Origin of the sequence: Parablautia sp. Marseille-Q6255 (genome assembly GCF_951230155.1) — a bacterium.
Lineage (GTDB): Bacteria > Bacillota > Clostridia > Lachnospirales > Lachnospiraceae > Choladousia.
Map to the genome: position 1 here is coordinate 100,034 of NZ_CATNVD010000003.1, position 23,911 is coordinate 123,944.

Here is a 23,911-nt window from a genome sequence, read left to right on the forward strand (position 1 = left end):
CTCTCGCCTGTCAAAATTATTTCATCACTTCCCGCAGGATCAGCCTTCCGATATCCGATCGGATCTGCCGGTCCGCTTCTTCATTTTCACGATCCAGCCGCGCCTCTTTCAGCCGCGCCAAAAGCGCATTCCTCCGGTACGCACAGCCCTTCATACACTCCTCCAGACGTCTGGCAAGCTGCTCCTGCATCGCGTCAGAATAGACCTTTATCTCCTGGATCACTCCGCCGTTCACATGAAAGCAAAGCTCTATCCCACCCCAGGGAAAGCGCTGTGACACGGTATATTCAAACGGGAGTTTTCTCCCGTATTTCCACTCCCAGGAGGAAAGGCGCCGCTCATACTGCGCGATCTCCTCCCAGTCCGGACGGTCTGCAAAAAGCGGTGAAAAAGCCTGGTTTTCTGTTTCTGCGTCCGCACATCGGGCTCCATATACTTCTGAAAACGATCGCAGCAGCGCTTCCTTCATCTGCGCCACCCCAAGTCCCGGTAAAAGCTCCCGCAGATTGACAGTCCTCGCTCTCACGGAATCTACGCCCTTTGCCCGCAGCTTTTCCGGTGAAACGTTCAGATAGCGCCCCATCTGCTGCTGGTCAACGCCGATCAGCAGCGTACCGTGATGGCAGCAGCAGCCCTTTGACTTCAAAAAAGCATTGCCGGAAAATTTGCGTCCGTCAGCGACGATATCATTGCGCCCGGTTCTCTGCGCAGGTATCCCAAGACTTTTTACAGCGCGCAGGATCACTTCGCTCTGACGCTCCACACTGTAATCTTCTTCCCGTACGCAAAACGAGAAGTTCAGATTTCCAAGATCATGAAATACTGCTCCTCCGCCGGAGGTACGGCGGGCAAGATGCCCGCCTTCTGCTTCCAGCAGCTCTATATTACACTCTTTCCATGCATTCTGATTCTTTCCGATCACTACTGTCCGCTGATTCTGCCACAAATACAGCACACACTCCGACGGCTGTACATGGTACGTCAGATATTCCTCGACTGCAAGGTTCCGGTATGGATCGGTACTCTCCGCCTCATAGACGCTCAGTCTTCTGACCATCTCAGCACCGCTTTTCTTGCCGCACGCACCTCGTCCGGCCTTCTGATATATGTTTTCACCGGAGCCTCATGCAAGATCCGGGGATCCTTTCCTGCCGTTTCATAGATCTCCCGGAACACCGCGATCACTTCATCCAGCGTTTCTCTGCTTTCTGTCTCCGTCGGCTCTACCATCAGCGCCTCGTGGACGATAAGCGGGAAATACATGGTAGGCGGATGGATCCCGTAGTCCAGCAGTGATTTGGCAACGTCCATTGCAGATACGCCGATCTCATGCTTCATCTTCTCCAGACTCATGACAAACTCATGCATGCACGTTCCGTCATATGCCATCGGATAGATGTCCTTTAATTTCTGCATCATATAATTTGCATTGAGAACTGCATTTTTTGCTGCTGCCGGAATGCCCTCCCGGCCAAGCATCAGAATATACGTCATAGCCCGAACTACGACAAGGAAATTGCCATAAAAGGCCTTCACACTGCCAACCGAATGTTCCGGCGCTTCCATACAAAGCCCGCCGTCCGCCGGCACCGGCAAAAGCCCCGGCAAAAACTCTGCCAGAAATGCCTTGCATCCGACTGGTCCGCTTCCCGGGCCTCCGCCTCCGTGCGGGGTCGAAAACGTCTTGTGCAGATTCAGATGCACGACGTCAAAGCCCATATCCCCGGGGCGCACCAGACCCATGACCGCATTTAAGTTTGCGCCGTCATAATAGGTCAGGCCGCCCGCCTCGTGCACAATGGATGTGATCTCCAGAATATTCTTATCAAACAGGCCTACCGTATTCGGATTGGTCAGCATCAGCCCCGCCGTATCCGACCCGACAGCTTCTTTCAGCTTTCCGATGTCTACGCATCCGTCCGGTCCGGAAGGGATACTGACCACATCGTAGCCGAGCATGGCTGCGCTGGCCGGATTCGTCCCGTGTGCGGAATCCGGTACGATGATCTTTGTACGCGCCGTATCGTTTCTGCTGTCATGGTACGCCTTGATCAAAAGCAGTCCCGTAAACTCGCCGTGCGCGCCTGCCGCAGGCTGCATCGTCATGCGGTCCATGCCGGTGATCTCACAGAGCATCTGTGAAGCTTCCCTCAGGACTTCCAGACAGCCCTGTACGGTATGCTCCGGCTGAAGCGGATGAATACCTGTAAAGCCGGAAAGCGCAGCTGCCCTCTCATTTACTTTCGGATTGTATTTCATCGTGCACGATCCAAGCGGATAGAAGCCGTCGTTCACCCCGTGCACCTGCTTTGCAAGTTCCGTGTAATGGCGGCTCAGCTCATTTTCTGATACATGCGGAAGCTTCGGTTTTTTTCCGCGCATCGGGACCGGAAGCTCCACCTCCGGCACATCGCACGGCGGAAGCAGCGTGCAGCCCTGCCCTTTTTTCCCTCGTTCAAATATCAGCTTCATCAACTGCACACCTCCTTCACAACCGAAGCGACCAGATCCATCGTCTCTTTCGTATTCTTTTCTGTCGCGCACCAGAGGATCTCATCTCCGTTAAGCGGATAGCCGCCCAAAATACCTTTCTCCTCAAGCGCCTGCAGGATATCTGCCGTTTTTCCTCTGGCGACTGTCACAAACTCGTGGAAAAACGGACGGTCATACTTTGGCGAAAGTCCTGCTTCCGAAAGAACCTGCTGCAGATAATGTGCCTTTGACACACAAAGCCTGGCCGCCTGCGTCATTCCCGCTTCTCCCATCGCAGCCATATAAACGCCTGCTGCCAGCGCGCACAGCGCCTGATTGGAGCAGATATTGCTGCTTGCCTTTTCTCTTCGGATATGCTGCTCGCGCGCCTGCAGTGTCAGTACAAATGCGCGATTCCCTTCCTGGTCTTTGGTCTCTCCGACGATCCTTCCCGGAAGCCTGCGCACCATCTTTTCTGACGCCGCCATAAATCCCAGATACGGTCCTCCGAATGCGAGCGGCAGCCCCAGCGGCTGACCTTCTCCCACAGCCACATCAGCTCCACACTCTCCCGGCGTCTGCAAAATGGCGAGCGCGATCGGATTGCAGCCCATGATAAACTTTGCGCCTGCCCCGTGCGTGATCTCTGCAAGTCCTGACGCATCCTCTATATTTCCGTAAAAATTCGGCTGCTGCATGTAGAAGCACGCGCTCTCCTCATCAAGCGCTTCGCGCAGGGCATCCATATCCGTCACTCCGTCTTTTTGCCGGATCATTACGACTTCTGTATTGCTGGCATAGCAATACGTTTTGATCACCTTTATCACTTCCGGATGAGCCGTTTCCGATACGTATGCGGTACGTCTCTTTCTCTCCCGGCACATGGCGACTGCTTCCGCAGCTGCTGTCGCTCCATCATATACCGATGCGTTTGATGCCGCCATCTGAGTTAATTCACAGATCATCGTCTGATATTCAAAAATAGACTGCAGAATACCCTGGCTGATCTCTGCCTGATAAGGCGTATACGCCGTCACAAACTGCTCCTTCCCGATTACGCTTCCCACAACGGATGGGATGTAATGGTCATACGCTCCGGCGCCGCGGAAGATATGACGAAACTGTCTGTTTTTCTGCGCCAGCTCCTCCATACGTTCCAGCGCCTGCATCTCTGAAAGCCCCGCCGGCAGATTCAGCTCCCCAAGCCTTACCTGCTGCGGAATCTGTGAGAACAGCTCCTCAAAGCTGTGAAAGCCGATCGCCTCCAGCATTTCCTGCTGCTCCTGTGCGGTATTGGGCAAAAAAGATCCCATAACAAAGTCCCCCCTTTCTTCTGCTGCGCTTTCTTTACTCTTCCTCGCTCTCGTAGAACGCAATATAAGCTGCCGCATCGAGCAGCTCTTCCTTATCTGTGATATGCTCCACCCTGATCATCCATGCGCCGTACGGGTCTTCATTCAGATTTTCCGGCGCATCGAGAAGATCCTCATTGATCTGTGCCACCGTACCCGTTACCGGTGAAAAAATATCAGAAACTGCCTTTACAGACTCTACGTCGCCAAACGGCTCCCCGGATGTCACCTCGTCTCCGACCTCGGGAAGGTTCACAAATACGAGATCGCCGAGCGCGTCCTGCGCATAGTCTGTGATCCCGATCAGCGCCGTCGTTTCGTCAATAAATTTTACCCATTCATGGGATCTGCTGTATACAAGATTTTCCGGATGCTTCATTGTGTTTTCCTCCTGATTGATAAAATAATATGTGATACTGATCTTTTCCCTGCCTGTCTTTCACTGTCCTCTTTTGTAAAATGGCAGGCGTACTACCTCTGCCTCTACCCGTCTGCCTCTTACGTCTGCTTCGACCTGCGTGCCCGGCTCCGTGTACGCACAGTCGACAAGCGCCATAGCCAGCGGAGCCTTCAGGTACGGACAATGTGTGCCCGACGTCGTCACGCCGATCTGCTTTCCATCTGCATAAACACTGCAATGCTCGCGTATGATCCCTCTTCCCGTCACTCTAAGTCCGACTCTTTTCTGCTTCGGAGCGCCCCTTTCTTCCAGCGCCGCCCTGCCGATAAAATCGCCCTTGTCCATCCTGACAAAATATCCGAGTCCCGCTTCAAACGGCGTAATATCGTCCGTCATCTCATGTCCGTACAGCGGCATCGAAGCTTCCAGACGCAGCGTATCCCGTGCGCCGAGGCCACAGCAGATCACTCCCTCTTCCTTTCCCGTCTCAAGCAAAAGCTCCCACAGCCTCTGCGCTTCCTCTGCCGCAAGATAAAACTCAAACCCATCCTCGCCCGTATAACCCGTTCTGGAGATCATACATCTGATCCCGCCGATCCTGCCGTCAAAGTTGCAGCTGTAATACTTTTCCGGGATCATCTCATCCGGCACGAGCTTTCGCAGGATCGCCTCCGCCTTTGGTCCCTGAAGAGCAATCTGCGCTACCGAAGCAGAAATATCTGTAAAGCTTACCTCCCCGAACGCATGCTCTTTCATCCACACAAAGTCCTTATCCTTATTTGCCGCATTGACAACGATAAGGTAATGATCCTCCCTTACCTTATACACGATCAGATCATCTACCACGCCTCCGCTCTCATTGCACATCGGACTGTACCTCGCCTGCCCGTCAGCCATTACCGTATAATCATTGGTCAGCAGAAAGTTCAGGTTTTTCACAGCATCCCTGCCCTCACACAGGATCTCGCCCATATGCGATACATCAAATATACCGCAGGCGGTACGGACTGCCATGTGCTCTGCGATCACACCAGATCCATACTGCACCGGAAGCAGATACCCGGCAAACGGCACGATCTTCCCTTTGTGCTGTACGTGCGTTTCATACAGTGGTGTTTTTAATTCCATTTCTACTCCTTTCCCACGGCTCCGGAATAAAGGGCGTCATATTTTGCGATAGAAAAGAGCCGTCTGTCTGTCGCCAAAATCACAAAAAGACGCACAGAATAAATCATCCTGTGCGTCTCTGTCTCTTTACCTGAAAGATTAGCTCTGCGGATGCAGAGTTGCTTCGTCGGTGAACTTGCCCTTTCCAGAGTGTCGTCCGAATCCAGTCCTTTTGCCTGAGAGTTTACCGCGACTTCACCTTCGGCGTCATACGATCAAAATGCTTTGTATGATCTCTTCCAGATTCTTCATTCGACGTATTCACTTCGTATATTTACATTATATTGTACAATTTTTCCCGTGTCAAGCGTTCTTTTTTGTATATAATTGCTCCAGAATACGAATTGTTTTGTTCGCAGTCTCACTTCCCAGCGACTGATAGAGCTCTTTATCTCCGATAATATAAAACTCTTTCTTTGCGCGTGTGGCTGCAACATTCATAATATTCGGCTCTGACACTGCCCAGGCTGCGGCGCCCCTGCTTGCCTCGTCTGCTCCCAGGACCAGATAGACGATTTTCGCCTCTTTCCCCTGAAACGTATGGACTGTCCCCACATTGACCGGACCCTTCTTATCACGTCTTGTAAATTGAATGCGGTCTAATTCCCTTGCCATCTGCTGTGCCACATTCCGAAACGGAGAGATAACATAAATTTCTTCCTTCAGGTTTTCCTCTTCCTCTAACCGTTTGGATATCAGATCTACAAGAAAATCCGCCTGTTCTTTTACAAATTTGTCATTTGCAGTTCCTTCTACAGAATACCAGCACGCTCTTCCCTGTGCCTCATCCTCCGGTTTGCCCTGCACCATCAGACCATTGTAAGAAATCTCGTTGGAAATCGTAAACATCGGATCGTCAGAACGCCTGTGCACCCATAGGGGAATTCCAATCCATTCTTTTTCCTTTTTATAAAATCCATACTTACCGGCAGCATCCATAAGCGTCTGCACAGAAGTATTTTCTGACAGATACTTTTCGCTGACATCATAATGCATTCCTATCAGACGTAAAACCTTTGAATCCAGCGTAAGCACGGGCTTGATCTGCGCCGGATCCCCGACCGCCATAATCCTTCTGCTGCGGAATGCGGCGCCCACACATGCCTGCGGCAATGCCTGTCCTGCCTCGTCAACAAACAGATTATAAATAGAATTTACCGGCATATTGAAAAACATATTTCCCAGGCTTGCAAATGTCGTGCTGATCACAGGAACTGCAAAATTCAGCCACTGCCACGCCTCTGTAATGATTTCTGCACCATTTTCTTTCGGTGCATATTCCGATTGCTTTTTCCAGATCGTTCTCGCCTTCGTCAAATTTTTTCTGTTTTCATAAAGGAACTGCTTTTTTACTTTTAAAGAATCGATGAATAATTCCGTCTGCATGATACGAAACTGCTTATCCGACCATGGATTGCTTTTCTGAAGCGCTTCATAAGACTGCGAAAAATCAATTCCTTTTACTCCCGGCCGCTCATTTTCCCCTTCCAGCTCCTTTATCCTTTCCAGCTGTATTTGCAGTTCCTTCTCCCTTTTTTCCTTCCATCGGGAGACCTTCTCCCTGTCCTCGCGCTGCTGTCTGATCAGGTCGGCAATTCTTCTGTTCTTCTCCAGAATACGCTTTTCCATGTCTGCCTGTTCCTTCATCCGCTCACTTTTCTGCTTTTCTACATGAGTCAGCGTATCATTTGCACGCGTAAGAGACGCAAAATATGATTTCACGCCGGAAGGATTAAAAATTTTCTGTATCCAGAGAAAAGCCGGCTTCTGTAATCGGACGGTATCATAGTTCCTCTGTGCCTGCTTTAAGCCTTCTTCTAAATCCGCCATATCAGAGGTAACCTCTGCAAGCCTGTTTTCCAGCTCTTCTTTCTCCTGCCTGCATTTCTGTGCTTCTCGCTCCTGCTTTTCAGAATCTGCAGATATCTGCCGCTGTTTTTCTTCTTTTTCTTTCTCAAAAACCGCCCGTTCCTGTTCATACTGATTCTTCAGCCGGATCAGCTTTGCTGACCTTTCCCGACATTTCTGAAGCTCTCTTTTTCTTTCTTCTACTGTGTGATATTTTGAAAGAAAGCGCTGATAGATACGGTCATCCGGCACATAGGAGGTCTCAAGCTCCTCCTCCATCGCTTCAATAGCCAGAAGCAGCTTCTTTACTTTTGCAGAAGCCCCTCCTTCCATTGAAAAAGTACCCCAGTTTTTTTCTTCCTTTTCTTTTAATACTAAAATCCGATCTTTTCCGCTTACTTCCTCCTCGATGTCACAGTTAGAAATATGCATAAAATAATCGGCTTCTTTTATTTGTTCAAGAAATTCCCCTCCGATACTTGTACTTTTCGGCAGCTCCCTGACAATATTTTGGACGGCTCCGTTATTAGAGCTTGCAACCACGATATTCTCCCCTGCGATCTCCTTTGGCAAAACTCCGATTTTAGCCTTTTCCCAGTAGTTCAGCTCCCCCTGTATATATTTATCGGGACGGCTGCAGATTTCCAGAGCCTGCCGCACAAGCATATGCGCAAAAATATCTCTTAAAAGAGTAGTTTTTCCAGTGCCGGGCGGCCCATTTACGCTCCGCATATTTTCCGGATCATGAATCGCAATATTTGTCGCTACCTGCTGCATAAATGCAAGGGCATAGTCAGAATTTCCCGGGAAACGCCCGTCCGGGTAATTTTCCGGCTGCAGAATATCCTCGAAAATCTCCGGATAAAAATTAGAAGATTCCTTTTTGCTGTCCAGATTTATTCTTTCCCCCGGACTCTCCTGCAAATATCTTTTTAAATTTTCCGTATCGAGCTTCTTTGCCTTTTCCAGATCCCGGATAAAAAAGGAGTGCAGATTCACTACGTCCCTCTCCAGATTCCGTACAAACTTATACCGGAAATTACTTAAATCTGCATGATACTTCTCTAAGAGCCACAAAATAACAGAATGGAAGGCGTGTTCTTTGTCCCTCTCCCTGTCAAATTTTCCTCTTATCTCATTCCCAAAATCCCCCTCAGCTCTTCCTATATCTTTTGGAAAGTCTCCGTAATTCCGAATATACCCGCTCATTGTATAAAAAAATCTGTTTTGCAGGAATTGCAGGTCTTTATCAAAAAAGAGAGCCACCGTAAATTTTTTCGATTTACTTCTGTCCTCATATGTATGTTCAAGATTGTACTTCTTCTTCAGGATATCAATCACTTCATCGAAATCAAAAATCCCAAAAAACAGTACAATCCCTGATTTCCGAAATGCCTTATCCGAGAGTTTTTCCCTCTCTTTATTCTCTCTTAAAAACTCTCTGAAATATTCCTCCCAGTCCTGTATTTCTCTGTCCAGAGTCATCATCCCCTGCTCCCCCGGCTCAATGAAACCCTCTGACAGCTTTTCCACTACAATCCACGCATCCAAAATATTTTCTTTTGTATTCATAAATACACCTTCCCAAATAAAACTCTGTGTACTCTGCCTGCCTTTTTCTTATTTCATTGTACCAAGTGCCTTTTTATTTATCAAGCTCCCCGTACAGATATTAAAATCCCTCACGCACAGTGCCCCCGGGGATGTCAAGTCATTGCTACAAAAATATGCGGCTTTTTTGCCATGAAAATGGCTTAAAACCGCATGTTTCTGTATAGAGGATGTTATATTATTGTTACAATACAGCATTTTTTAATTCTTCAAGTCTTCGAAAAAACATTTCTTTCCATACTGTCATATCTTCAAAAATTTCTTCATCTATATCTTTTATCTGATGCAGCCCAACATGTCTGACTGCTTCTATTGCCGCCTCCCGCTGCGTTTTTTTCTCTGGATAAACCGTTTGACAGTTTGCTCCATCTATCGTGTCATAACTTCCAAAGCTCTGATTAAAATCCATGATCGGATACAGGGAAACATATTTATTGGTCCGATTATCAACCAAAAATCCCCAGTTTTCCGGATGTCGGTCTATATTACCAACCAGATAATCAAGGATATTCATTCCATAATACGTCTCTTTATCAATCCGCAAACACTCATTCAATACATTCAAGTCATGATTTAACGCATATATCTCAAATGCCATTTTTGAAACGATAGAATACTGCCTGGATGTTATAATTTTACTCTGAGTTACTCTTTGCCCATCATAAAAGCCTTCATCATATTTCACCTGTTTAAAGTCAAAGCATTGACATAATCTACTTGCTAAAAGTTCTTTCCGAACAGCATCGTCACCGCCATCTTTTAATAAAATGAAATCTTTTCCCCTTCTGATCCATGCTTTGGGAAAGCATCCTTTGGTGGATAAATCCGGTGCCAGTTCCTGATTTGTAACTGTCATCGGTTTTCCACGTAAAGAAAGTTCTACCACCGCCTCATTTAACGAATTATCATACAAATTTATTTTTTCGTAAGAAATCTCTTCATCACTCTTTTTTACCCAATAAACATCTGTCAATGATACACAGTGATATGATAATGCTATTTTAGCACGATCCCGATCCGTCATTGCCTGTGCCATTCCGATACTGTTTAAAATTTCTTTTGCATATTTCCTGTCCAAAGACAACACCCGCGAGGCACACCAATGATAAAAATTATTTATATTATTGATCAGCGTATCAAAATCACGATCATTCTCCAAATAAAGATCATACGGAATAAACTTTTCGTCCAAAATAGCAGCCTCTCCACGTATATTAATCTCTGCTACTTTTCGTTCACCATGCATGACATCGTAATACGCAATATCCGGATTGTATCTTTTTCTTGCGTTATTATCGTTAAGCTCAATTATTGTTTTCGGCTGCAACAAACCATTATTCATATTATCACCATTCCAATCACTCACGATACAACGTATATTCAACTTTACGTACTTTCGATTTTTTGTCCTCGCTTCCCTCCATATATGCCCAGAACATCAAATATATTTTTTTACCATCAATTACTGCAAGTTCCAATGGAGTGGTCAGTCCTGTACCCATTGCCGTAAAATTAATACATATTATCTTAAAATGATTTTCAAAAATATCTGTCTCTATCCTTTGTTTATGAGAAATATCTTCAACAAAACTAATAGTTAAAATCAATTCAAAATAATTATCTCCGTTAATATTTAAAGTAAGATCACTATTCTCATCAAATAAAAACACAGTTCCGTAACTGATGATTTCCCGATTCTGAGAGCTTAATTTTACTTGCATTTTGTCACCTCTCAACTAAAGATGTTTTTATTGTAACATGTTCCTATTTTACAAACAAGGCATTCTCCATTTTCACACTGGTATGCTGTCACGAACGCATAATGCCCCCGAGGATGTCAAGTCATTGCTACAAACTTTTTTGCCACTTTTTCCTCGATTTTTCCCATAAAACCGTTGTTTTGGAACAGAGGACGTTATATTGTTGTCACAAAATCAGCAGGGAGGATGTAACGTCATTGCTACAAGTTCAGTAGTAGTGGACGTTACATTATTGCTACAAATCAAGCCAGTGATTTCCATTCCACCTCCACTCTCCCATCATCATACACATATATCCCCTGCACATATTCTTCCAGCATCTCTCGTGTCAGCTTTTCATAGCCTAAATACATCAACATCTGCTCCACCGGAACATTCTTTTTCATCAGGATTTCTTTCTCACCGTTTATCAGTTCTTCCAACTCCTGTATACGTTTCTGCAATCGTTCTCTTTCTTCTTCCAACTGCTTCTTGGCTTCCATGAACTGTTTCTGGTTCATCTGTCCCTCGTGATACTTCTCATAGTTCTGACGGTTCTGAAGCTTTATCTGCTCCTGACGTTTTTCACAGTCCGTACTTTCCAGCTCATAGGCTTCTATGCTGTCCGTATGCTGTTTTCTCATAGATTGCTGCATCTGTTCCTGGCTGATATTCTGACGTAAATATGCCTTAATTTCTGCCAGCACGATATGCTCTAGCATTTTGTTATCAGCTTTTCCGGCAAAGCATCCTGTATCTTCTTTTCCTTTACTGTAAGCACAGCTATAAAGGATATGACCATGAACCGGACTGCTTGAAGTCAGGCTTCTGCGACAATTTCCGCATTTCACATAGCCACCTAACAATGTTGTTTCCCTGTCGAATTTGCTTTTCTTGGTGTATCTGATCTGCAAGGACTGTGCTTTTTCAAAAATTTCTTTTGATACGATCGGCTCGTGATGATTTTCCATCACTTTCCACTGATTTCTCGGTACCGGTACTTCTTTCCCTGTTCCGGGATCTGGAATTTTTGTCTTTCCATAGACCATACAGCCTATATAAGTTTTATCATCCACAATCTTCCGTATCATATCACTCGTCCACTGCAGTCCTCTTGATGCAGCTTTCTTGCTGTCTGATTTCTGTCGTCTGCTCATGGACTGCAAGGGAGTCAGTACCCCCTCTTCATTAAATAACCGACAAATCTCCATCTTGGAATACCGCTGATTTGTCAGTTCAAATACTCTGCGAATCACTTCTGCTTCGTCCTCTACAATCACCAGTTCTTTCTTATTTTCAGGATTGATTCGATACCCATAAGGTGCAGATCCACAGCAATACTCACCTTTTCCTCGTCTGGTACTGACTGCCGATTTTACCTTTACAGACTGGTCTTTCACATAAAAATCTGCGATCAGTCCTTTAAACTGTACTTCGATGTCGGAACTCTTTCCTATATAATCTTTAGAATCATATCGGTCTGAGATAGAAATAAATCGTACTCCCAGGAATGGAAAAATCTGTTCCAGATAAGTTCCCATCTCAATATAGTTTCTGGCAAAACGTGAAAAATCTTTTACCACAATACACTGCACTTTATTCTCCCTAGCAAGTTCCAGAACCTGCTTAATTGCCGGACGCTCCATACTGGAACCAGAATATCCATCGTCGTAGAACTCCTGAAATGGCATAGAAGCCAGTTCCGGGATATTGGAAATATAATCTTTTACCAGTTTTCTCTGATTGATAATGCTGTTACTTTCTCCCTCTGAATCATCTTCCATGGAAAGACGGTAATATCCAATAATCAGTTTCTGATCACTCATGTTCTACCGCCCCCTTAAACCCGAAGTTGATTTCCAGTCTGCCATCACCATGCAGATACATACTTTCAATCAAGCCCTCCGCAAGTTCCGCATTGATTCTGGTTGTCCCATCCAGTTCCAACAGACTTCGTAAAAATCTGGCTTCTTTTTTCTGTTGTTTTTCCAGCTTTCGTATGGTCTGCTCCAGAGACTTCTTTCTCTCTTCACAAAACTCTTTCCAGTTATTACGGTCATCTTTCATTTCTATATAGGCTTCTTTGGAAAATTCACCCTCTTTATATTTCATAAATGCCTGTGCCAGTTTTTCTGAACGTCTTTCCATATCTGCATCCAATTTTCTGATCTCAGTTTGAATCTCATTGATTTTGGAAAGAAATACCGCACTGCTTATAGCAGACATATCCTTTTTCCGCAATCCAGATAACTGAAACTGTCTGGTTAGCTCCGAACGGACAATTTTCTGCAGCTTCTCTTCGGAAATAGATTTGTGACTACATTTTCTTTCATCCCGATACCAGGCAGCATTGCAAAAGTAATACACATTGCCTCTGTATCTACGTGTACACATTTTCCGCTTACAATCACCACAATAGAATACATTGTAAAATGCTCTTTCATCATCTTCCCACCCTGCAGTAGTTTTTGTTGCTTTCTGTTGTGCTGCTTTTAGCCTGACCTGTGCTTTTTCAAACAATTCTCTGCTAATAATTGGCTCATGGGCATTTGGCGTAATAATCCACTGGCTCTCGTCCAATATGTCACACCATTTTTCACCTCTTTGAAATCTGGATTCATATTTTCTCTGAACCAGATCGCCATAATAATTATTCCGGTTCAGCACTGCACGTATCGAAGAATTTCCCCACTGATGAAGGTTCTCTCCGTCCTGACAGTACACATGATGATATTGGTTATAATCTGAAATCCGATGTACCCTATCCTCAAACAGCCTGTCAATAATGCTCTGTACGCCATCTCCCGAAGCATATTCTTCAAAAATCCTGCGGACAATCTTTGCAGCTTCCGGTTCCACCATCAACTTATAAATTCCATTTATCTTTTCCACACAATATCCATATGGAGCTGTAGATCCCACATACTCACCATTTTTCTGTGCAATACGTTTCGCTGCCCGTTCTTTTGCGGAAATGTCTTTCGCATAAGCATCATTCACCAGATTCTTGATATTCATGGATAATTCCTGATTCTTGGCATCCGGTGCAAATGAATCATAGTTGTCACATACAGAAATAAACCGCACTTTCATAAAAGGAAGAATCTTTTCCAGATAGTTGCCAGTTTCGATATAATTTCTTCCAAATCGTGAGAAATCCTTTACCAGAATACAGTTTATTTTACCTTCCCTGACATCATTCATCATCCGTTCAAATCCCGGTCTGTCAAAATTTGTTCCGGTTTTTCCCAGATCAGAATAAATGTTATATACAGCAATTTCATACTCTCTGTTCGGATTTTCATTGTGCTTCTGAATGAACTCTTTTATCAGCGTAACCTGTGTTTCAATAGGTTCTGACTTTTTTTCATCACTGTCTACGGATAATCTGACATAAATTGCAGCCATACATACCGGAATCCCAAGAACTTTCTTCTCTGTGTTTTTCTTATATCTTTTTGCTGTCCTTGCCATTTATCCCACCTCTTTCCTGCACTCTGTCCGGTGTTCCGCATAAAACCGTCTTATGACTTTCATTTTCTCAATCATATCCTGATAACGGATATGAATTTTGATCTGTTTGTTTTCATAAATATAGATTTTATCTACAGTCAGTGCCAGCAATGTGCGATCCAGTTCTTTGATTTCCAGTGATTTCTTCCAGTCCTCCAACTGAACGGTTGCAGACACTCCACCCTCAAACATTTGCTTTACCAGTTTTTTCTGGTTTTCAATCATCTGCTCCAGTTCTTCACATTTTCTTCCGTAACTTTCCCGAAAATCATCGAACTCCTCTTTGCTGATCAATCCCTCTTTCAAGTCATCACCCAAAGATGCTTTCAGGCTGTAATAACGGTTATATTCTTCCTGCAACTTACTAATCTGCGTATCATAACCGATTACCTGATCGTAACTGACTTTCATTTCACAAAGTTCTTCCATAATCATCTGATAGTCTACGAAAAGTGCCGTATATGCCTGAATCTCTTTCAATACAATCCTTTTCAGCACCTCTTCCGGAATACTGTGTCTGGTGCAATCTCCACCTTTATTTTTTGTCTGGCAAATATAAAAGGCTTTTTTCTTTCCCTTATACTGATTTACCCTGCGTATCATCGGTGTATGGCAATCTCCGCAAAATACAAAACCCGAAAAAAAGTTTGCACTGTCCGATGTTTTCGATGCCCTGCCATCATACTGAAGTAGCTTCTGCACCACATCAAAATCATTCTGCCTGATTATTGCCGGATGCGTATTTTCTACTTTCACCCACTCTGATTCTGGCTTATCCAGACGTTGCTTTACCTTATAGCTGATTCGTTCCTGCTTGCCTTGCACCATGTTTCCAATGTAAACCTCGTTGGTCAGAATCCTTTTAATCTGCACTGCCGACCATTTCGGTGTGTCTGAGCTGTGAAATCCAGAATTGTAATTCTCGCCATTTGCCTTTTTATATTCTTTTGGCGACTGCACATGACGTACATTCAGTTTTTCTGCGATTGCTCCAAGACTGAATCCATCAATTTTCCACGAAAATATTTTTCTTACAATATCTGATGCATAAGAATCAATCACCAGACAATTCTTATTCTCTGGATCTTTGCAGTAACCATACGGGGCAAACGCTCCAATAAATTCACCTTTTTCACGTTTGATTTTCTGGTGGCTTCGCACTTTACCGGAAATGTCCCGACAATAGCTTTCATTTACGAAATTTTTGATTGGAACTACAAATGACTTCTCTGAAAAATCTGCTGTTTTACTGTCAAACTGGTCTGTAACTGAAATAAAACGCACATTTAAAGCCGGGTAGGTCTTTTCGATCCATCGCCCGGCTTCTATATATTCTCTTCCGAATCTGGATAAGTCTTTTACAATCACGCAATTTACTTTTCCAGCTTCTATATCAGTTGTCATTCGTTTAAACTCAGGTCGATCAAAATTTCCTCCTGAGTATCCGTCATCCACATATATATCAAAGATCTGAATATCCGGCTGGCTTTTTACAAAGCTCCGAAGTAACTCTCTCTGATTTGCAATGCTGTTGCTCTCTGACTTCGCACCGCCCTCTTCCATATCATCTTTCGATAATCGAAGATACAATGCAGCATCGTATATATCTGGCATATTCATTTGCATCTGTTCCATTTTACATCGCTCCCAACTTACTTATTCCATTGAATTTGAAGTCAGAAACCATGTATCACGTTCATTTTCCCTGACCTCACATTAACATAACATCTGTACCTTTGCAAGACATTTTAATACATCAACTCCGTCCTTTTTCTCAGATAATCACTAATGGCATCTGTGGCATCCATTTCTCCTGTCATCTCCACAACCACTACATATCCTTCATTCATGTGAGCATACGGCTGATCGCCGGATTTATCCAGAAAAGTTTCCACTTTCTCAGAAATAGCTTTATCCATATCAGGAATTAAATCTTCAATGTCCTTTAACTGCTCCAGATCAACACTAGAATCTATTACCGACTGATTCACCATGATGCTCACCTCTTTTCCAACATATTCTTTGTATCAGTTGTCCTATACCTACAATTTTCTCAATCACATCACCTTACCTTTCACATTTTGTTCTCAAATTTTATCTATTACTATGGCATTGCATATTCTGTTCGGCGTGTTGGCTTCCATTTGTATAACCCGTTGTCAACGTCACAGTCAACCTCTATCAGAGTATTTCTGAATACTGCCAGCTTCTTCGCAAGCCTACCAGTCGTTTCCGGAGTATCTTCGACGCTCGCCCATAAAATCATTTACAGGGTTATGGCATCTGTGAGATCAGATTATACAGCTCATGTAATTTTCAAGGTACAAAAGAGTTTTTTTGAATATCCTTTCACTTATTACAGCCTGGAAACACCAAAATGTTGTTCACTTCAAAAAAATCCTCTCACTAATAAAGCCTGACAGAAGGATTTTACCAACCTCATTTTGCAATAATTTGCAAAAAGTATTTATCCTCATCTGTACATTCGCTTTCATGCGAACCTTTATCGTACTGTTATTTTAATTCGCATTCATGCGAATGTCAAGTGTTTTGTTCGCTTCAATGCGAATCTTTCTGTTTACATTCACTGTTTTTGGTAGTAAAATGGATTTATCAAAAAGAAAGTGGGAAATCTGATATGACAATCGGTGATAAAATAAAAAAAATCCGGACATTCCGGAATATGACACAGGCAGAACTTGGTGCTGCCCTCGGTTGGGGCGATAAAGGTGCAAATCGTCTTGCCCAATATGAAACGAATTACCGGGTTCCCCGCAAAGATCTGGTAACTGAAATGGCTAAGATTCTGGACGTAAACCCACTGACACTACATGAGCCAACCACGATGGACGCCTCTGAACTGATGGAAATTCTGTTCTGGATTGATGAATTTAACCCAGCAGCTATTAATCTCTTTCAGTTAGAAACCTATCCGGGTAAAAAATGCAATTCCAGTGAGGGTACCGCTGTCCGTTATCATGATTCTGATAACTGGCCGGCTCATCCACCTGTTGGTATGTGGTTCAATTATGGAGTTCTCAATGATTTTATGAAAGAATGGCTTCTCAGAAAAGAAGAATTGAAATCCGGTAAAATTACCAGAGATGAGTATTTTGAGTGGAAAATTAACTGGCCACAGACCTGTGATGGGTGTGGGAAATATGAGCCGAAAAGGCAATGGCGATCTGCAAATGCAGAACTTAGTGAAACTTAGCAAAACTTAAATTTATTATGTTTTTTCTCTTTAACCAAAGAAAAAAGCACTGAAAACCATCAGTCCAACGGTTTTCAGTGCTTTTTTCATATTGCTCTATTGAATTTTCCTCATTCCACCTATACAAGTGAAACTTAGAGAAACTTAAATTAAATCTCTTTCAGACAATTCAATTTGGATATTCACCAACTGTGGATTATTTCTCAGTGGGCCAGTTTCCAGCTTACTGCCTGCTGCCTTGCATCCACAAATCTCTTATAAATGCCTTCCTGCTTCATTAGTTGCTCATGTGTTCCCTGCTGTACAATTCTTCCTTTGTCAACAACCACAATCTGGTCTGCATGTCTGACCGTTTTTAATCTGTGGGCAATCATAATAATCGTTTTTTCCTTTGTAAGTGCATCTACTGCATCCATCAGCTCCTTTTCATTCTCTGGATCAACATTTGCCGTTGCTTCATCCAATATGACGATTGGCGCATCCTTCATAATCGCTCTGGCTATCGAAATACGCTGTTTCTCACCGCCGGAAAGTGTGGCTCCACCTTCTCCAATCACTGTGTCGTACCCATCCGGAAGTTTGCTGATAAAATCATGACAGCACGCTTTCTTCGCCGCTTCCACCACTTCCTCATGACTTGCATCCTGACGTCCGAATTTAATATTATTCTCAATGGTGTCTGCGAACAAATACACCGACTGAAATACAAATGAAAAATTACGCATCAGACTGTTCATGCTGTAGTCTTTTACATTCACACCTCCAAGTGTCACTTCCCCGGAATCCACATCCCAGAACCTGGCAATCAGATTGCAAAGTGTTGATTTTCCTCCACCAGATGGTCCAACGATTGCTGTCGTCGTTTTCTGCGGAATAGAGAGCGATATATCATCAATGATCTTCCGTTTGTCATAAGAAAACGAAACATTAGAAAGTCTAATATCGTAATTTTCCGGCTGTATTTCTTTACCGTCGATATCCATGGTATCCAGCTCCAATATTGCATTTGCTTTATCTACACATACGCTTACCACATGTAAAAGAGATGAATAATTTCCTGCACATTCCAGACTGGCATAAAGCATAAATGCTGAGATTGTCATACCAATTGCATAGACCGCACTCATAGTTCCATTAATATAAAAATATGCACTGCATGCTACGATTACTGCACCTGTGGTTTTTGTTATGACGCTTTGCAGAAAATGATAAGGGACAAACAACATCTCCATCTTTGTATTAATCTTTTCGCATGCTTCATTTGCATCATTTAATCTTTTTGCCTGTTTTCCAAGCAGGTTGTATGATTTTACTTCTGATATTCCCTGCAGATACTCCATGATCTGATTTACAAGCTCTGTATCGCATACCACTTTTTGCTCTGAATCGTTTTTCCCTGCATTCTGCATCACAGCATTTACACCAAAGAAAATAAGCACTCCTGCTGCAGCTGTCAGTCCAATTCTCCAGTCAAAAAGAAACAGCATAAGAATGATCATGGATGTTTCCAGAATTCCCTGCATGGTCAGCATAACCACTCTCGCAGCTACATCGCCAAGTGTTTCCATTGTATTCGTCGTAATAGAAGAAATTTCCCCGATGCTGTTGGCATTAAAATATCCCATCGGCAGATAGCGCAGATGCTCTGCAATCTTGATTCTCATAAAAGCACTCGCATTATATCCTCCTTCTGTCTGAAGCACTGTAGAGTATCTCTTACAGATGACATCAACTACAATTGCAATCACCATGATCGCAATTGAACCACCAATATATTTTCCTATTGGTTTTCCACTCATCAAACCAATCAATATGTACATAATAGCCGGTATCTTCATTGCTGAAGCGAGAGCCTCTATAAGTCCGATCACTATCGACAGTTTAAATTTATTACCATTTTCCCTACCTGAAAAACGAAAGAATTTTGCCAGAATTCCAAACATATCATTCTCCCTCCTTCACCGTATCTTTTACAGAAATATGGGCATCCCACATTTCCTTATAAAGCGGGCATAACATCAGTAGTTCCTCATGTGTACCATGTGCTGTTACATTTCCATCATTTACGACAAAGATCTGATCACTGTCCTTAACGGTAGAAAGCCTGTGTGCGATTACGATCAGTGTCTTCCCTGCTACCAGTTTTGCAATAGAATTCTGCAGAATCGCCTCATTTTCCGGATCCGTATAAGCAGTTGCCTCATCAAGAATTACAATCGGAGCATCCTTCAGCATTGCCCTTGCAATGGAGATACGCTGCCTCTCTCCTCCTGACAGATGTCCTCCTGCACCTCCTACAACCGTATCAAATCCGTTCTCAAGCTGCATGATAAATTCATAGCATCCGCTTTTCTTTGTCACCTCGATGATCTGTTCATCTGTAGCCTCCGGATTTCCCTGTCTAATATTTTCACGTACCGTTTCATTGAACAGATAATTATCCTGTGCAACATATGCAATTTTCCGATTAAAATCTGCAAGCGACATTTCTTTGACATCAACTCCACCGATTTTAATACTTCCGGAATCCACATCCCACAAGGACGCAATCAGCTTTGCGATGGTTGACTTTCCGCTTCCGGAAGGTCCTACGATTGCATTTACCGTTCCTGCTTTTAGCTCCATAGTTACTCCATGCAGAATCTCTTTGTCGTGATAACCAAACCTGACATTTTCAAGTGTAACGGAGTTATCTTTTGGAACACTTTTACTTTTCTCTGGACGTTCAAGCTCCGGCTGTTCCAGAATTCCTGCCACTTCACTAACAATCACTCCGATCTTGCCAAGATCATCTGTATAGGAACCCACTGTGATCAACGGTCCAACGATTCCAAGTGATAAAATAATGCAGATGACAAAATCTGAAATCGCAAGTGTTCCATTGGCTACATAATGTGCCCCAAACGGCAATACCGTAAGAAGCGTATAAGGTGTGACCACCATCATCAGTCCATGAAAGATCGAGCACCGTTTCATCCAGGAAATAAAGGAATCTGCATATTCAAAAGCCGCCTTTGTAAATTTGGCATAAGAACTTTCTGTCTTTCCAAATGCCTTGATCACTTCGATTCCGTCAATATATTCCACTGCCGCATCATTCAGATCTTTTGTTGTCTGAACCGTTCTCTCGAAGCTTGGTTTATAATCCAGCATCATTCCAAAATAGGAAAGAAATCCCACTATAACCGGCACCAATGACCAGAGTGCCAGTCTCCAGTCTGTCAGGAAGAAATAAATCAAAATCACAATCGGTGCCAGCAGATTGGACGTGAATTCCGGGACAATATGCGCCAGTGTTGTCTCGATACTGTCGATTCTTTCCACCATAATATTTTTAAATGTACCGGAAGGTGTGTCTTTCACATAGCCAAGAGGTACCCGCGCCAGCTTGTCACAGCAGGATTTTCTTATATTTGCAAGTACTGCAAACGTTGCTTTATGTGACAATGCTGTCGAAAGTGAATGAAGCAGTTCTGCAATGATAAACGATAATGCAATCAGAACCGCTTTTGCAAGATATATTTCAAACTCCTTTTCACCATTTAAAAACAGCTTTACTATATCTGCAATAATAAAATACGGCAAAATCTTAAAAATCACATTTCCGATTGCAAGTAACACACTCCATACATAGGCAATTCTTTTTTGTCCGGCCCATGTCAGGATCCAGCTGATTGCCGACTTCTTTTTTTCTTTCACATTCGTTCACTCCTTACTTTGGTTTTATTGTTGTTTCTTTCATTAGTTTATTCTAACTCATATATAATAAAATAGGTGGCTTACTGGCATTAGCCACCTGACTTACATTAGTTATACCGGGAATTCAATATTCCACAATCGTTCCCAGCCACCTGTATTGAATTCTTTCAGCTGATGCACATTTTTCTTTGCAGTCTCCCTGTCTATATCATGCTCAATGATCTGAAATACTGATGAAAAAAATCCCGTATAGATCATATGCATAAGGCTTTCCTCTACAATCGGTATTTTCACACCGTTCTCTTTCATCTTTTCCATATATTTCAGGCTGGACTTCATTTCCCGTTCTACCATATTGTGTATGAATAGTTCAAATTTTCCACTGTCTCCACATTTCAACAATAATCTGAAATTATCATAATGATCATAAATATAATCAACCATCTGCTCCATTCCATCACTGGATGTATACGACATATTCCTTGTCTGATCACTGGCCGAAAGCTTTTCAAACTCCTCAACGATCTGATCATAAATCTGATAAATGTGTTCCATATAGGGATCTGTCAGTGCATCAAAAAGTGCCTCTTTCGTCGGATAATATTTGTAAAATGCACCAGTAGTAAGTCCGGCATCTTTTACAATGTTTCTTAAAGATGCTCCGGTCAGACCATCTTTCAGGAAATGTTTTCTGGCTGTATTTAATATATTTTTTTGTGTATCTTCTGCTTTTGTCGACATTCTTTTCGTATCCTCTAAAGTTCTTTCCAAAAATATAACAGTGCTATATAGCACTGTTATATTTTAACTCATTACAGGAATTTGTCAAGTCTGCTGTTTCGATTTTTTATTTTCCCGTGTATTCAATTTTCACTTAGCAGATGCATCTGTAGTTTGATTTTGCCGTCGTCACACCACATGATTCTCTTCAGCATCTTTCCTTTTGACCAATATAAACTTTTCATTGCTATATATAAGAACGGAACCATGATTCTGCGTGTTGCCTTTCCAATTTGTACAAACTGTCCACCATCAAAAAATACATGCTTTAACGGTATTTTTGCCTATGTCAGAAATGCCATGGCAAGATCTGCACCAATCGAAGATGCAACTACAAGTTCTATTTCTTTGATTCCATGTTTAAGCCTCCTCTTCGACTTTTTCAAAATCTACTGTCAGTTCCTTCATAGAAATTTTTACCACCTTAAAACCATACTGCAAAAGTTCCTTTTTGAATGTAAGGAACGAATGATCTATAGGCACTCCGGCAATGTTTTCAATTTCAGCAAAAGTCAACTTGAAATCGTCTGTTTTATTTTTATTGATTCACTTCCATAAAGGATTATATTTGCTCATAATTATCATTCATCTACTTTCCAAAACTATTTACAATATCCTTTGCCATCAGTCAGATTTACTCCACTTGCCACAACACTTTTCCTGGATAAAATATTTTCTTATCTTCTCCATTCCTTCTGCATCCATCTGATACTGATCTGCAATAGTTCCATTTTCAAAATGAATGACATCAGTGCAACACTCTATAATCAGTTCCAAATCATGTGTGATCACATAAACCGAAATTCCGGTATCCCACACTTCTCTTAGAACCTCTGCAACCTCCAGCATATGCTTATGATCAAGACCACTGGTTGGTTCATCCAAAAACAGCACAGAGCGCCCGGAGGCAATTGCAGATGCGATAGCCGCCCGCTGCTTCTGACCTCCGGAAAGTGACATTGGATGACGGTCTTTGACTTTTATCAGATCCAGCATATCAAGAAATTTGTCTGCTTCTTTCTCATTTTCTTCTTTCATGCTAATCATAACTTCATCCTGTATTGTCTCTGTAAAAAGCTGATGATTCACTTCCTGCATAACCATATAACAGGCTTTCAGCCTTTCTTTTGGTCTGTAAGTTTTTCCATTCCAGATGATTGTGCCACATTGTTTTTCCAAACCACAGAAACAACGGGAAAAAGTAGATTTTCCAGCTCCATTATTGCCCGTAATTGCGACAATCCGATTTGCCGGAATCTCACATTCTCTGATATATAAAATCTGTGGACCATTCTTATATGCAAAATTAAAATCATGAAGTTCCATTGTGGTTCTTTCTGATATCAACATCTCTGGCATAAGGAGATTTTCCAGAACATAAGCCCGCAGTCCCATCTCTTCTCGCTTTTCTTCTGTCAGATTTTCAAACTCTGTGGCTGAATAATCCTGAATAATCTGTCCCTCTTTCATATAAATAAACCGATCCGCCAGCCCACGCAGATAATACAGGCGATGCTCCGATATAATAATCGTTTTTCCCTGTTCCTTCCAGTGGGCGATTATTCTTCGCAGATCCATGATTGAAGCTGCATCCAGATTAGAAGAGGGTTCGTCCAGGACAAAAATATCCGGTTTCATAATAGAAACCCCTGCACAGGCAATCTTCTGCTTCTCTCCACCTGAAAGCTGAAAAATATTGCGTCCAATCAATTTTTTCAGATGCAGCTCCTGAATTGTAGCCTGCAATCGATCTTTGATTTCTTCCTTTGGCATTCCAAGATTTTCACATCCAAAAGTAATCTCGCTTGTTGTATCTACATTAAAAAACTGTGACCGTGGATTTTGAAAAACACTTCCAACAATTTTTGCTGTATCATACAGTGGCTGCTGCGAAACATTTATCCCATTTATCCATATCTCACCAGTTAATTTTCCTTCATAATAATGTGGAATCAACCCATTGATCATTCGAGTGAGTGTTGTTTTTCCACAACCGCTCTCCCCACATAGCACAATAACCTGACCATCTTCTATCTCCAGATCAATATCCCGGATTCCCACAGAATATTCATTATTTTCTCCATATGTAAATGTTGCATGATCTATTTTTATCATA

18 protein-coding genes and 1 riboswitch are annotated in these 23,911 nt (G+C 43.0%); of the genes, 1 reads left to right on the forward strand and 17 read right to left on the reverse strand.

The features are described from left to right. Positions 1-16: 16 nt before the first annotated feature. The 12 genes from QOX44_RS03985 to QOX44_RS04040 all read right to left on the reverse strand — a co-directional run bounded on the left by QOX44_RS03985 (position 17) and on the right by QOX44_RS04040 (position 16,096). Positions 17-1,057, reverse strand: a complete 1,041-nt coding sequence (locus QOX44_RS03985) for a lipoate--protein ligase (protein WP_283681396.1) — start codon at positions 1,055-1,057, stop codon at positions 17-19. After that, on the reverse strand, positions 1,042-2,472 hold the full coding sequence (gene gcvPB / locus QOX44_RS03990; protein WP_283681606.1) for an aminomethyl-transferring glycine dehydrogenase subunit GcvPB: 1,431 nt from the start codon (positions 2,470-2,472) through the stop codon (positions 1,042-1,044). Before gcvPB ends, QOX44_RS03985 begins: the two co-directional genes overlap by 16 nt. Further along, entirely contained in the window at positions 2,472-3,785 is a 1,314-nt protein-coding gene (gene gcvPA / locus QOX44_RS03995; protein WP_283681397.1) for an aminomethyl-transferring glycine dehydrogenase subunit GcvPA, read from the reverse strand. Before gcvPA ends, gcvPB begins: the two co-directional genes overlap by 1 nt. Positions 3,786-3,819: 34 nt before the next feature. Then, positions 3,820-4,203 (reverse strand): glycine cleavage system protein GcvH, encoded by a 384-nt coding sequence (gene gcvH / locus QOX44_RS04000; RefSeq protein WP_283681398.1) that lies wholly within the window; start codon positions 4,201-4,203, stop codon positions 3,820-3,822. A gap of 60 nt (positions 4,204-4,263) precedes the next feature. Beyond that, complete coding sequence (gene gcvT, locus QOX44_RS04005) at positions 4,264-5,352, reverse strand: glycine cleavage system aminomethyltransferase GcvT (RefSeq protein WP_283681399.1); 1,089 nt, start codon at positions 5,350-5,352, stop codon at positions 4,264-4,266. A 193-nt stretch (positions 5,353-5,545) separates the two neighbouring features. Continuing rightward, a riboswitch (glycine riboswitch) is annotated at positions 5,546-5,643 on the reverse strand. A gap of 51 nt (positions 5,644-5,694) precedes the next feature. Further along, on the reverse strand, positions 5,695-8,811 hold the full coding sequence (locus QOX44_RS04010) for a DEAD/DEAH box helicase (RefSeq protein WP_283681400.1): 3,117 nt from the start codon (positions 8,809-8,811) through the stop codon (positions 5,695-5,697). 223 nt (positions 8,812-9,034) lie between these two features. After that, entirely contained in the window at positions 9,035-10,096 is a 1,062-nt protein-coding gene (locus QOX44_RS04015) for a hypothetical protein (RefSeq protein WP_283681609.1), read from the reverse strand. 112 nt (positions 10,097-10,208) lie between these two features. Further along, a complete protein-coding gene (locus tag QOX44_RS04020) occupies positions 10,209-10,571 on the reverse strand; it encodes a DUF6864 domain-containing function (protein WP_283681401.1) in 363 nt (120 codons plus the stop codon). A 281-nt stretch (positions 10,572-10,852) separates the two neighbouring features. Next, on the reverse strand, positions 10,853-12,415 hold the full coding sequence (locus QOX44_RS04025; protein WP_055146821.1) for a recombinase family protein: 1,563 nt from the start codon (positions 12,413-12,415) through the stop codon (positions 10,853-10,855). Beyond that, positions 12,408-14,063, reverse strand: a complete 1,656-nt coding sequence (locus QOX44_RS04030; RefSeq protein WP_283681402.1) for a recombinase family protein — start codon at positions 14,061-14,063, stop codon at positions 12,408-12,410. Before QOX44_RS04030 ends, QOX44_RS04025 begins: the two co-directional genes overlap by 8 nt. After that, positions 14,064-15,737, reverse strand: coding sequence for a recombinase family protein (locus tag QOX44_RS04035; RefSeq protein ID WP_008369875.1), 1,674 nt, complete (start codon positions 15,735-15,737; stop codon positions 14,064-14,066). It lies immediately after the preceding gene. Between the two features lie 113 nt (positions 15,738-15,850). Further along, the gene (locus QOX44_RS04040; protein WP_008369874.1) at positions 15,851-16,096 is read right to left on the reverse strand and encodes a DUF6870 family protein; all 246 of its coding nucleotides are present in this window, start codon (positions 16,094-16,096) and stop codon (positions 15,851-15,853) included. 644 nt (positions 16,097-16,740) lie between these two features. Here QOX44_RS04040 and QOX44_RS04045 point away from each other — a divergent pair. After that, a complete protein-coding gene (locus QOX44_RS04045; protein WP_008369868.1) occupies positions 16,741-17,316 on the forward strand; it encodes a helix-turn-helix domain-containing protein in 576 nt (191 codons plus the stop codon). A gap of 203 nt (positions 17,317-17,519) precedes the next feature. On the opposite strand, the gene QOX44_RS04050 is transcribed toward QOX44_RS04045, so the two are convergent. The 5 genes from QOX44_RS04050 to QOX44_RS04070 form a co-directional block, all read right to left on the reverse strand. Beyond that, entirely contained in the window at positions 17,520-19,259 is a 1,740-nt protein-coding gene (locus tag QOX44_RS04050) for an ABC transporter ATP-binding protein (protein WP_005333791.1), read from the reverse strand. Between the two features lies 1 nt (position 19,260). After that, positions 19,261-21,015 (reverse strand): ABC transporter ATP-binding protein, encoded by a 1,755-nt coding sequence (locus QOX44_RS04055; RefSeq protein ID WP_283681410.1) that lies wholly within the window; start codon positions 21,013-21,015, stop codon positions 19,261-19,263. A 111-nt stretch (positions 21,016-21,126) separates the two neighbouring features. Beyond that, positions 21,127-21,756, reverse strand: coding sequence for a TetR/AcrR family transcriptional regulator (locus tag QOX44_RS04060; RefSeq protein ID WP_008369863.1), 630 nt, complete (start codon positions 21,754-21,756; stop codon positions 21,127-21,129). Between the two features lie 399 nt (positions 21,757-22,155). Beyond that, positions 22,156-22,341 (reverse strand): hypothetical protein, encoded by a 186-nt coding sequence (locus QOX44_RS04065; RefSeq protein ID WP_227159739.1) that lies wholly within the window; start codon positions 22,339-22,341, stop codon positions 22,156-22,158. A 78-nt stretch (positions 22,342-22,419) separates the two neighbouring features. After that, the gene (locus QOX44_RS04070; protein WP_005333781.1) at positions 22,420-23,910 is read right to left on the reverse strand and encodes an ABC transporter ATP-binding protein; all 1,491 of its coding nucleotides are present in this window, start codon (positions 23,908-23,910) and stop codon (positions 22,420-22,422) included. Position 23,911 lies beyond the last annotated feature (1 nt).

Bases quoted from the DNA above. Each gene is read 5' to 3' on its own strand.
- QOX44_RS03985 (WP_283681396.1), bottom strand. From the start codon at position 1,057: ATGGTCAGAAGACTGAGCGTCTATGAGGCGGAGAGTACCGATCCATAC.
- gcvPB (WP_283681606.1), bottom strand. From the start codon at position 2,472: ATGAAGCTGATATTTGAACGAGGGAAAAAAGGGCAGGGCTGCACGCTG.
- gcvPA (WP_283681397.1), bottom strand. From the start codon at position 3,785: ATGGGATCTTTTTTGCCCAATACCGCACAGGAGCAGCAGGAAATGCTG.
- gcvH (WP_283681398.1), bottom strand. From the start codon at position 4,203: ATGAAGCATCCGGAAAATCTTGTATACAGCAGATCCCATGAATGGGTA.
- gcvT (WP_283681399.1), bottom strand. From the start codon at position 5,352: ATGGAATTAAAAACACCACTGTATGAAACGCACGTACAGCACAAAGGG.
- QOX44_RS04010 (WP_283681400.1), bottom strand. From the start codon at position 8,811: ATGAATACAAAAGAAAATATTTTGGATGCGTGGATTGTAGTGGAAAAG.
- QOX44_RS04015 (WP_283681609.1), bottom strand. From the start codon at position 10,096: ATGCATGGTGAACGAAAAGTAGCAGAGATTAATATACGTGGAGAGGCT.
- QOX44_RS04020 (WP_283681401.1), bottom strand. From the start codon at position 10,571: ATGCAAGTAAAATTAAGCTCTCAGAATCGGGAAATCATCAGTTACGGA.
- QOX44_RS04025 (WP_055146821.1), bottom strand. From the start codon at position 12,415: ATGAGTGATCAGAAACTGATTATTGGATATTACCGTCTTTCCATGGAA.
- QOX44_RS04030 (WP_283681402.1), bottom strand. From the start codon at position 14,063: ATGGCAAGGACAGCAAAAAGATATAAGAAAAACACAGAGAAGAAAGTT.
- QOX44_RS04035 (WP_008369875.1), bottom strand. From the start codon at position 15,737: ATGGAACAGATGCAAATGAATATGCCAGATATATACGATGCTGCATTG.
- QOX44_RS04040 (WP_008369874.1), bottom strand. From the start codon at position 16,096: ATGGTGAATCAGTCGGTAATAGATTCTAGTGTTGATCTGGAGCAGTTA.
- QOX44_RS04045 (WP_008369868.1), top strand. From the start codon at position 16,741: ATGACAATCGGTGATAAAATAAAAAAAATCCGGACATTCCGGAATATG.
- QOX44_RS04050 (WP_005333791.1), bottom strand. From the start codon at position 19,259: ATGTTTGGAATTCTGGCAAAATTCTTTCGTTTTTCAGGTAGGGAAAAT.
- QOX44_RS04060 (WP_008369863.1), bottom strand. From the start codon at position 21,756: ATGTCGACAAAAGCAGAAGATACACAAAAAAATATATTAAATACAGCC.
- QOX44_RS04070 (WP_005333781.1), bottom strand. From the start codon at position 23,910: ATGATAAAAATAGATCATGCAACATTTACATATGGAGAAAATAATGAA.